Source organism: Rhodococcus sp. EPR-134, assembly GCF_001647205.1.
GTDB classification, from domain to species: domain Bacteria; phylum Actinomycetota; class Actinomycetes; order Mycobacteriales; family Mycobacteriaceae; genus Rhodococcus_F; species Rhodococcus_F qingshengii.
Map to the genome: position 1 here is coordinate 1 of NZ_LVCT01000510.1, position 10,136 is coordinate 10,136.

The following is a 10,136-nucleotide window of genomic DNA, read 5'->3' on the forward strand; positions in this document are numbered from 1 at the left end:
TCACCGACGACTTCCCGCTCGCGATGGCTTACGCCCACATGCGCACCCTTCGCCTGGCCGACGGCCCGGACGAGGTGCACAAGCGCGCCATCGCCAAGCAGGAACTGCGCAAGTACCGCGAAGTCAAGGCGAACTGACATGGCAGGACTGGATCTCACCGGTAAGACGGCAATCGTCACAGGCGCATCGCGGGGCATCGGCCTCGCGACCGCGCAGGCGATTGCGGCGGCGGGCGGAAACGTCGTACTGACTTCGCGCTCACAGGAATCCGCAGATGCGGCTGCCGCGCAGGTGAACGGCAACGCGATCGGCGTCGGCGCTCACGCGACGGACGAGGATGCTGCACGCAAGTGCGTCGAGCAGACGATCGAGCGTTTCGGCAGTCTCGACATCTTGGTGAACAACGCGGGCACCAACCCGTCGTTCGGGCCGATCATCAACCAGGATCACTCGCGCTTCGCCAAGACTTTCGACGTCAACGTGTGGGCTCCAGTCCTGTGGACCGGCCTCGCAGCGCGGGCCTGGATGGGCGAGCACGGTGGTTCCGTGGTCAACACCGCTTCGATCGGCGGCATGGCGTTCGAGGCGGGAATCGGTACGTACAACGCGTCGAAGGCTGCTCTGATCCACATCACCAAGCAGTTGGCGCTCGAGTTGTCACCGAAGATTCGTGTCAACGCCGTTGCGCCGGGAGTGGTGAGAACCAAACTCGCCGAAGCTCTGTGGAAAGAACATGAAGAAGCGGTGTCCGCGTCGACCGCTCTCGGACGCATCGGTGAACCCGAGGACGTGGCCGCTGCCATCGCCTTCCTGGTTTCGGATGCAGCCCAGTGGATCACCGGCGAGATCATGACCATCGATGGTGGCCAGTTGTTGGGTGACGCACTCCCGTTCCGGCAGGGAGCGTCCGTCGGTGGCTAGCGTCGGAGTAGTGGGACTCGATACCGAAGCGGTCACCGGGTGGATAGCAGGCCTGGGGATCGACTTCACCGGGCCGTTGTCCTTCGATCGAATCGGCCTGGGGCAGTCCAATCTCACGTACCTGGTTCGCGATCAGGACGGCAATCGCTGGGTGCTACGACGCCCACCGCTGGGGCATCTGCTGGCCTCGGCTCACGACGTGGCGCGTGAGGCTCGAATCCTGAGCGCTCTCGAATCCACCGACGTGCCTTCGCCGCGAGTATTCGGGTTGACCGAGGACCCGGCCGTCACCGAAGTTCCCCTGCTCCTCATGGAATTCGTGGACGGCGAAGTGGTCGATCGGATGCCTCTTGCGGAGGCGTTGTCGGAAGATCGTCGTCGGGCAATCGGCATCTCGCTGGCTCAGACGTTGGCGAAGATACACGCCGTGGATCTGAAGAAGGCCGGCCTCGACGACCTGGCAAGCCACAAGCCCTACGCTGCACGGCAGCTGAAGCGTTGGGGTGGGCAGTGGGAACAGTCGAAGACGCGGGAATGCCCCGATCTCGACGATCTCACGCGACGCTTGATTGCAGCTCAGCCGGCGCATATCGAAACCACGTTGGTGCACGGCGACTTTCACTTGCGCAATGTGATCACCTCCGCTCAGAACGGCGAAGTTGTCGCGGCCCTCGACTGGGAACTCTGCACTCTCGGTGATCCGTTGGCGGACGTCGGAAGCTTGTTGGCGTACTGGCCGGCAGCGGGGGAGAACACGGGCGGCGACTTCCCGGCGTCGGCACTCCCCGGATTCCCCTCGCGAGAGGAGATCTCCCGGATCTATCTCGAGGCCACCGGACGGGATCCAGCTGCGCTGAAGTTCTGGCACACCTTGGGACTGTGGAAGATTGCCGTGATCGCCGAAGGCGTGATGCGTCGTGCCCGCGACGAACCGCAGAATGCCGCCGAGAGCGGAACTCCCACCGTGGAACGTATTGACGCCTTGGTCGCCAAAGCCAGGGAAATTGCAGATCAGGCCGGGATCTGACGAGATCGTCCGGTGTCCGTCGAATCACGAAAGTATGGAGGGCCAGTGAGCCAGGAACGTAGAACCGCAATTGTCACGGGTGCAGCACGCGGAATCGGTGCGGCAGTAGCGAAGCGACTGTCGGAAGACGGTTTTGCCGTCGCCGTGCTCGACCTCGACGAAGCGGCGTGTGCCGGAACCGTCGACGCGATCAAGGCGGCAGGCGGACAGGCACTGGCCGTCGGCGCTGACGTCTCCGACGAGGCTTCGGTCGCTGCAGCAGTGGATCGTGTTGCCGCAGAACTGGGTGCACCCACCGTACTGATCAACAATGCCGGCATCACTCGCGACAACCTTCTGTTCAAGATGAGCGTTGCCGAGTGGGATTCGGTGATGAACGTCCACCTGCGCGGAGCGTTCCTCATGTCGCGTGCGGTGCAGAAGTACATGGTGGAAGCGAAGTTCGGCCGCATCGTGAACCTCTCGAGCACGTCGGCTCTCGGCAACCGCGGACAGGTCAACTACTCCGCAGCCAAGGCCGGCATGCAGGGATTCACCAAGACATTGGCCTTCGAGCTGGGCAAGTTCGGCGTGACCGCGAACGCTATTGCCCCCGGATTCATCGAAACCGAGATGACCGCCGCAACGGCCGAGCGCATGGGCGTCGGCTTCGAGGACTTCAAGACCGCTGCCGCTTCGCAGATTCCGGTCAATCGCGTCGGACAGCCCGAGGACATCGCGCACACCGCGTCGTTCTTCGTCAGCGAAGGCGCAGGCTTTGTTTCCGGTCAGGTCGTCTACGTCGCCGGTGGACCGAAGGACTGACCGTCCGCTCACCGCTCGAACCGAAGGAATGGGCATGGCTTTCGACGAAGAGGCAGTATCGCGTGATCTCACCGAAAAGGTGAACACGCTTCTCGCGGAGAATGATCCGAACAGCGTGTCGGTATCGGACTTCCTCGGCGCACGATTCGACGCCGGACTGGCGTGGGTTCATTTCCCCGAAGGTCATGGGGGACTCGGTGTACCGCAGAGCTTTCAGCGTCAGGTGAACGCTCAGCTGGAGGCCGCCGGTGCACCGGGCCCGGCCACCGGCAAGAACGGGATCGGACTGGGCATGGCGGCACCGACCATCGCTGCCTTCGGCACCGAGGAGCAGAAGCAGAAGTTCCTGCGCCCGTTGTGGACTGCGGAGACGGTCTACTGCCAGCTGTTCAGTGAACCGGGCGCAGGTTCGGACCTCGCGGCCGTCGCTACCCGCGCCGTCCGCGACGGCGACGACTGGATAGTCAACGGGCAGAAGGTATGGACGTCGGGCGCGCAGAATGCGCAGCTGGCGATTCTCGTGGCCAGGACCGATCCGTCACGTTCCAAGCATGCGGGTCTGAGCTACTTCATCTGCGACATGACCGATCCGGGCGTCGATGTCCGGCCGCTGCGTCAGATCACCGGCGAGGCCGAATTCAACGAGGTATTCCTCACGGACGTCAGGATTCCGGACGCCAATCGCCTCGGAGCCGAAGGCCAGGGGTGGAAGGTTGCGACCACCACCCTGAACAACGAGCGTGTTGCCATCGGTTCGGGCGCACCGCGTGAGGGAGGCATGATCGGAAAGGTCGCTCAGGCCTGGCGTGACGAGCCCGAGCTGCGTAACCCGGCGATGCACGACGAGTTGATGCGACTCTGGACCGAATCCGAAGTTGCGCGTCTGACCGGTGAGCGACTGCGCCAGCAGCTCGCCGCCGGCCAGCCCGGCCCCGAAGGCTCGGGAATGAAGCTCGCGTTTGCCGGTTTGGCTCAGCAGATTTCGGGTTTCGACCTCGAGCTGCACGGCGAAGCCGGTCTGCGCTACGACGACTGGACGCTGCGTCGACCGGATTCCGTCGACTTCACCGGGCGTGAACCCGGATACCGGTACCTGCGAGCCAAGGGCAATTCGATCGAGGGCGGAACGTCGGAGATCCTGCGCAACGTCATCGCAGAACGTGTACTCGGGTTGCCGCCCGAGCATCGCGTCGACAAGGACATCGCCTGGAAGGACTTACCCCGATGAGCGCCGATCTGTTGTACTCCGAGACCGAACAAGATCTGCGAGCCAGCGTCAGACGACTGCTGAGCGAGCGTGCCGGTGCCGACACCGTGGTCACGGCGTACGACGACGTGTCCGCCGACTTCACCGGGCTGTGGAAGTCGCTGGCGTCGGAACTCGGTTTGGCGGGACTGCTGGTACCCGAGGAGTTGGGCGGGGCAGGTGCGTCGACGCGTGAGGCGGCGGTCGTGATGGAGGAGATCGGACGTGCGGTCGCTCCCGTTCCGTTCTTCACCAGCGCGGTGCTGGCGACGACGGCGTTGCTGAAGGCCGGCGAGACCGAGGTGCTCGGTCAATTGGCAGCGGGGGATTCGACGGCTGCTCTGGTCGTCCCGTTGTCCACTGCACCAGGAACTTTCACACCTACTGTCAAGGCAACGGCGAGTGGACTCGTCGGCAGCGTCACGACGGTTGCCGGCGTCGCCGAGTCCGATGTTCTTGTTGTTCCGGTTGCCGGTGAGAGCGGCCTGGAGCTGCACACCGTTCGGATCGCCGACGCTACCGTCACGCCGGTTCTGTCCCTGGACATGACGCGCCGATTGGCGGACGTCGAGTTCTCGGGTTCGTCGTCGGTCCGTGTCGACAGCGGCAATGCGGCGCAAGCGGTTGAGGAAGCGTTGCTCTGCGGAAGCGCACTTCTGGCGTCCGAACAGTTCGCTGTAGCTCAGTGGTGCCTCGAAACGACTCTCGCGTATGTGAAGGAGCGCAAGCAGTTCGGCCGGGCGATCGGTTCGTACCAGGCGATCAAGCACCGCCTCGCCGATCTCTGGCTCGAAGTCAGCTCTTCGGGCGCGGCAGCACGCTATGCGGCGGACACCTATGCACGCGGCGACGCCGATGCGGCGATCGCAGCGACGGTGGCCCAGGCATTCTGCAGCGGCGTCGCGGTTCATGCTGCGGAGGAGTGCGTCCAACTTCATGGTGGTATCGGAATGACGTGGGAGTATCCGGCGCACCTGTACCTCAAACGGGCGAAGAGCGATCAGCTGTCGCTGGGAACCGCGTATCAGCATCGGGCACGCCTCGCCGAGTTGGTCGACCTCCCGATCTCGTCCTGAAACTCACCCACTATCTGTCTGGAGAATTGCTGTGAAGGCTTGGCGCGTCAACGAACTCGGTCAACCCCGCGATGTGCTCGCGTTGGAGGAGACCGCGGATCCCACCCCGAATGCGACGGAGATGTTGGTCAAGGTGCTGGCGGCTCCGGCCAACTTCCCCGACGTCCTCATGTGCCGCGGTGAGTACCAGATCAAGCCGCCGCTGCCCTTCACACCCGGTGTCGAACTGTGTGGTGAAGTGGTCTCGGTCGGTGAATCGGTGACCAAATTCGCAGTGGGGGACCGGGTGATCGGTAATCCGAGTCTGCCGTCCGGCGGATTCGCCGAGTACTCGGTACTGGATCAGAACAACACGTTCCCGGCGCCGTCGGCTCTCGACGACGCGGAAGCATCCGCTCTGAGCATCGGCTATCAGACAGCGTGGTTCGCTCTGCATCGCCGCACCCAACTGCTCGAGGGTGAGACGTTGTTGGTCCACGCTGCTGCGGGTGGTGTCGGTAGTGCGGCAGTGCAACTCGGCAAGGCGGCAGGCGCCAAGGTGATCGGTGTCGTCGGCGGCCCGGACAAGGCCGAGTACGCGCGCAAGCTCGGCGCAGACCTCGTCGTAGACCGTCACAGTGAGGACTTCGTGGCAGCGGTCAAGGAGTTCACCGGCGGCAAGGGCGCCGACGTGGTCTTCGATCCGGTCGGCGGCGACGCATACGCGAAGTCCACCAAGTGCATCGCCTTCGAGGGACGGATCGTCATCATCGGCTTCGCCGGTGGCACGATCCCGCAGCCGGCACTCAATCACGCTCTCATCAAGAACTATTCGATCATCGGACTGCACTGGGGGCTGTACAAGGCCTACAACCAGCAGGCCATCGACGACTGCCACGTCGAGCTCACCAGGCTCGCCGATGCCGGCTTGGTCAAACCACTGATCAGTGAGCGGTTGTCGTTGACGGACGTTGCCGACGGTATCGGTCGCCTCGGCGACGGCACCACGGTCGGTCGCGTCGTGTTCCAGCCCTGATTCTTGCTGTGCGCCTTTATTAACCCCCGGCGGTTAATAAAGGCGCACAGCACTTCGTGTTCGACGAAAGGTTTCCCCGATGAGGCAAGCTGTCATCGTTTCCACCGCCCGTACCCCGATCGGTAAGGCGCACCGCGGCGCGTTCAACAACACTCAGGCTCAAGAGCTTGCTGCACATGCCATTTCGAATGCAGTTCAGCGCGCGGGCCTCGAGGGCGGCGAGGTCGAGGACGTCATCCTCGGCGCTGCGCTGCAGCAGGGATCTTCCGGCGGCAACGTCGCACGGCAAGCGGTGCTGCGGGCCGGGCTTCCGGATTCGGTTTCCGGAATGACGATCGACCGTCAGTGCTCGTCCGGTCTCATGGCCATCGCGACCGCAGCCAAGCAGATCGTGGACGACGGAATGCAGATCGCGGTCGGCGGCGGAGTCGAATCGATCTCGTTGGTCCAGAACGATCACATGAACAACTTCCGCGCGGCTGATCCGTGGCTGAAGGAAAACAAGCCGTCGATCTACATGCCGATGCTGCACACGGCCGAGATCGTCGCCGAGCGCTACGGAGTCACCCGCGAGCAGCAGGACGAGTTCGCGCTCGTCTCCCAGCAGCGGACCGCAGCGGCCCAGGACGCAGGTCGGTTCGATCTCGAGATCGTCCCGCTGCCCTCGATCAAGCAGGTGCAGGACAAGGAGACGGGTGAGATCCGCAGCGAGTCCGTGACGCTGACCCGCGACGAAGGCAACCGCGCTTCCACCACGTTGGAAGGGCTGTCGAGTCTGCGACCGGTTCTGGCCGACGGGACTGTCAGTGCTCATTCGTCCATCACTGCGGGCAACTCGTCTCAGCTCTCCGACGGCGCTTCGGCGTCGGTGCTGATGGAGGCAGGCGAGGCGCAACGCCGCGGGTTGGCTCCTCTCGGTATCTACCGTGGCATGGCTGTCGCGGGTTGCGCTCCCGACGAGATGGGCATCGGACCGGTGTTCGCGATTCCGCGTCTGCTGGATCTTCACGGCCTGAAGGTCGACGACATCGATCTCTGGGAACTCAACGAGGCCTTCGCCTCTCAGGCCCTGTACTGCCGCGACAAGCTCGGGATCGATCCCGAGAAGTACAACGTCGACGGCGGCGGTATCTCTGTCGGCCATCCGTACGGAATGACGGGCGCTCGTCTGGTCGGCCATGCTCTTCTTGAAGGAAAACGGCGCGGAGCCAAGCTCGTGGTGGTGACCATGTGCATCGGCGGCGGTATGGGCGCTGCCGGGCTTTTCGAGGTCGCATGAGCTTGATCGAGGGACTGTTCGACGTCAGTGGCAAGACCGTTGTGGTCACCGGTGGATCACGCGGCATCGGATACATGATCGCTCGCGGGTTTGTCGAAGGCGGAGCGACGGTCGTCATTTCGGCCCGAAAGGCCGAAGCCTGTGACGAAGCCGCGCGAGAGCTTTCGGAGTTCGGCACCTGCATTTCGCATCCGGCCGATCTGTCCACGGACGAGGGGGTCGAGAGCCTCGCTGCGAAGGTCGCCGAGATTTCGCCGACGCTCGACGTACTGGTCAACAACGCCGGTGCCACGTGGGGAGCTCCCGTCGACGATTTTCCGGCCGCAGGCTTCGACAAGATTTTCGACATCAATGTCAAGGCAATCTTCCTCCTGACGCAGAAGCTGTTGCCGCAGTTGCGGTCTGCAGCCACGGCGGAAGATCCCGCGCGCGTGATCAATATCGGATCGATCGACGGACTCGTGGTGTCGGGTTCGGAGAACTTCTCGTACGGAGCCAGTAAGGCTGCGGTGCACATGTTGACGCGCAAGCTCGCGGCAACGCTTGCGGGGGAACAGATCACGGTCAATGCCATTGCGCCGGGCCCGTTCCCGTCGAAGATGATGGCATTCCTCCTCGAGGACGAACAGAGTGCAAAGGCTGTGGCGGACTCGGTCCCGTTGGGCCGGGTCGGAACTCCCCAGGATGCCGCAGGTCTTGCCATCTTCCTGGCTTCACGTGCCGGGGCTTATCTGACCGGCGCGGTGATTCCACTCGACGGCGGTGCGAGCGGAGCGCGCTGACCTACTGACTGATCTTCTCTGTCCGAAAAGGCCTGAAAGTCTGAACTACTATGACTTTCAGGCCTTTTCGCGTCTTTGTCTGATTGGGTTATCTGTGACTGCAGTTGCTAGATTGTCCGAGGTTCGGGGGGAACGACGACGACAACACCAACAATCCCGGCCATGGGGGAGTCATGTTTCGCGCGGGGAGATCGTTGGGGGTGTTCGGGGTAGTTGCTGCTCTGGCAGCTGCTGCCGTCACGGCGGTGGCTTCGCCGGCGATGGCTGCGCCGGGCTGCGTCGGAGTCAGTGGCGTCGGTAGTAGCGGTGGTCCGGCCAATGCGGCGCCGTGGCTCAACGGCAACACCGGAGGGTTGCCAGGTCTATCCGGTCGTACTACCGCGATCGAAAAGGTCACCGGCACATACAGTCCCAACAAGACAGTTGATCGCTTCAATGTCCTGGGTACCGACCTGGGCATCATGTGGGACAACGGTGCGGGGCAGATTCTGACCGCTTTCGGCGATACCACCGGGCTCAGTCGTAACCCCGGCTGCGACGGTTTGGTGGGCGAGTGGCGAAGCAATGTACTCTTCCGCAGCTCGGATCGGGTACTGGCCGACGGTATGCGCATCGACAGCGCGCCGATGGACGGCACAGCTCAGGCGCGTGAGATCATTTCCGGTCTGAAGATTCCGGGCGTCGAGGCCTCCAGCATCCCCACGAGCGGCATCGCAGTGAACGGTGTGCAGTATCTGAGCTACATGTCGGTGCGCAACTGGGGCGAGGCCGGGCAGTGGAGTACAAACTACTCACAGATTGCTACCTCCTCGGACAACGGCGAGACGTGGACCACTCGTCCGGAAACTCTGCGCCCCAACATCGGTGGGGTTCTTCCCGCGGGTGTCGCCCCCGTCGCCGGTAGCGAGAACTTCCAGATGAGCTCGATGGTGAAGGACGGCGGGTTCGTCTACAACTACGGAACCCCCGCGGGACGATCCGGCGAGGTTCGACTTTCTCGCGTGCCCGAGGGGGCGATCCTCGATCTTTCCGCCTACGAGTACTGGAACGGAAACGGCTGGATCCTTGCCGATCCCGCTGCGGCCGTACCCGTCATGGACGGCCGCATCGGTGAGGTCTCCGTTCAGTACAACGAGTTCCTCGGCAAGTTCGTGGCGATGTACGCCGACGCGTTCAGTTCGATCGTGATGCGAACCGCTCCCAGTCCGGTCGGTCCGTGGACGGCACCGGAGACACTGGTCAATCTGGTCGAGGTTCCCGGTATCTACGCCGCATACATCCACCCGTGGTCCAGTGGTTCGGATCTGTACTTCCTTGCCACCACGTGGGCCGACTACAACGTCATGTTGATGCGTACGACGCTCGTTCGCTGATCCGACTCACGCTTGCGTTTGCTGGAGGTACACGATCTCTTCGGTGATCGGCGCGTCGTCATCGGCTTCGGTCGGCGGTTCTTGTCGGCGGCGCCACCAGATGGTGAACAGGACGGCTCCGATCACCAAGGCAGCCAGAGCGATTACCGCCACCCAGAATTTCGGGCCGTAGTATCCGACAAGGACCATGCGCATGGCGTTGCGCGCCCACGTGAGTGGCATCAGGGCGTGCAGCCACTGCAGAACCGTCGGCATCTGTTCGATGGGGTACACCGCGCCGAAGGCGAAGATCTGAATCATCAAGGCGCCCAAAGCGATGAAGGTTCCGTTGACGGCTCCGAACACAACGGTGAAGAGCCTGCCCGAGCTGACCGCGGCGGCACCCACCAGGATCATCACTGCGATCATCGCCAGGACACTAGGTGGTTCGACGTTTGCCACGGTCAGTGACACCACCGACAACACGAGCGCCGCGACCAAGGTGACCAGGGCGGGAATGCGGTAGCGGCGCAGCCCCTCACGCACCACGCTGGTGTGCGAGTTCAGTGAACGTCCGCGTCGTGGACGGACGACGAACCACGTGAGAATTCCGCACAGGAACAGTGCCACCGAG

General features: G+C 63.2%; 10 protein-coding genes and 1 pseudogene. 10 read left to right on the forward strand and 1 reads right to left on the reverse strand.

What is annotated here, in order from left to right; genetic code table 11:
• The 10 genes and pseudogenes from A2J01_RS35325 to A2J01_RS23425 form a co-directional block, all read left to right on the forward strand.
• Positions 1-137: pseudogene (locus tag A2J01_RS35325) on the forward strand (acyl-CoA dehydrogenase); the annotation flags it as partial.
• A gap of 1 nt (position 138) precedes the next feature.
• Entirely contained in the window at positions 139-921 is a 783-nt protein-coding gene (locus A2J01_RS23385) for an SDR family oxidoreductase (protein ID WP_007730827.1), read from the forward strand.
• Positions 914-1,948, forward strand: a complete 1,035-nt coding sequence (locus A2J01_RS23390; RefSeq protein ID WP_064113696.1) for a phosphotransferase family protein — start codon at positions 914-916, stop codon at positions 1,946-1,948. The genes A2J01_RS23385 and A2J01_RS23390 overlap by 8 nt, the downstream gene beginning before the upstream one ends.
• A 45-nt stretch (positions 1,949-1,993) precedes the next feature.
• Positions 1,994-2,752, forward strand: a complete 759-nt coding sequence (gene fabG, locus A2J01_RS23395; protein WP_020909429.1) for a 3-oxoacyl-ACP reductase FabG — start codon at positions 1,994-1,996, stop codon at positions 2,750-2,752.
• Between the two features lie 34 nt (positions 2,753-2,786).
• Complete coding sequence (locus A2J01_RS23400) at positions 2,787-3,980, forward strand: acyl-CoA dehydrogenase family protein (RefSeq protein ID WP_003943047.1); 1,194 nt, start codon at positions 2,787-2,789, stop codon at positions 3,978-3,980.
• Positions 3,977-5,074 (forward strand): acyl-CoA dehydrogenase family protein, encoded by a 1,098-nt coding sequence (locus A2J01_RS23405; protein WP_064074991.1) that lies wholly within the window; start codon positions 3,977-3,979, stop codon positions 5,072-5,074. The genes A2J01_RS23400 and A2J01_RS23405 overlap by 4 nt, the downstream gene beginning before the upstream one ends.
• Positions 5,075-5,105: 31 nt before the next feature.
• On the forward strand, positions 5,106-6,089 hold the full coding sequence (locus tag A2J01_RS23410; protein WP_003943088.1) for an NADPH:quinone oxidoreductase family protein: 984 nt from the start codon (positions 5,106-5,108) through the stop codon (positions 6,087-6,089).
• 79 nt (positions 6,090-6,168) lie between these two features.
• Positions 6,169-7,368, forward strand: a complete 1,200-nt coding sequence (locus A2J01_RS23415; protein WP_064113693.1) for an acetyl-CoA C-acyltransferase — start codon at positions 6,169-6,171, stop codon at positions 7,366-7,368.
• Positions 7,365-8,150, forward strand: a complete 786-nt coding sequence (locus A2J01_RS23420; RefSeq protein WP_007730838.1) for a RhlG family 3-oxoacyl-ACP reductase — start codon at positions 7,365-7,367, stop codon at positions 8,148-8,150. Before A2J01_RS23415 ends, A2J01_RS23420 begins: the two co-directional genes overlap by 4 nt.
• A 173-nt stretch (positions 8,151-8,323) precedes the next feature.
• Entirely contained in the window at positions 8,324-9,523 is a 1,200-nt protein-coding gene (locus A2J01_RS23425; RefSeq protein WP_064113694.1) for a DUF4185 domain-containing protein, read from the forward strand.
• A gap of 6 nt (positions 9,524-9,529) precedes the next feature.
• Here A2J01_RS23425 and A2J01_RS23430 read toward each other — a convergent pair.
• The coding region (locus A2J01_RS23430; protein ID WP_156519372.1) for an ABC transporter permease at positions 9,530-10,136 on the reverse strand (607 nt) is incomplete at its 5' end.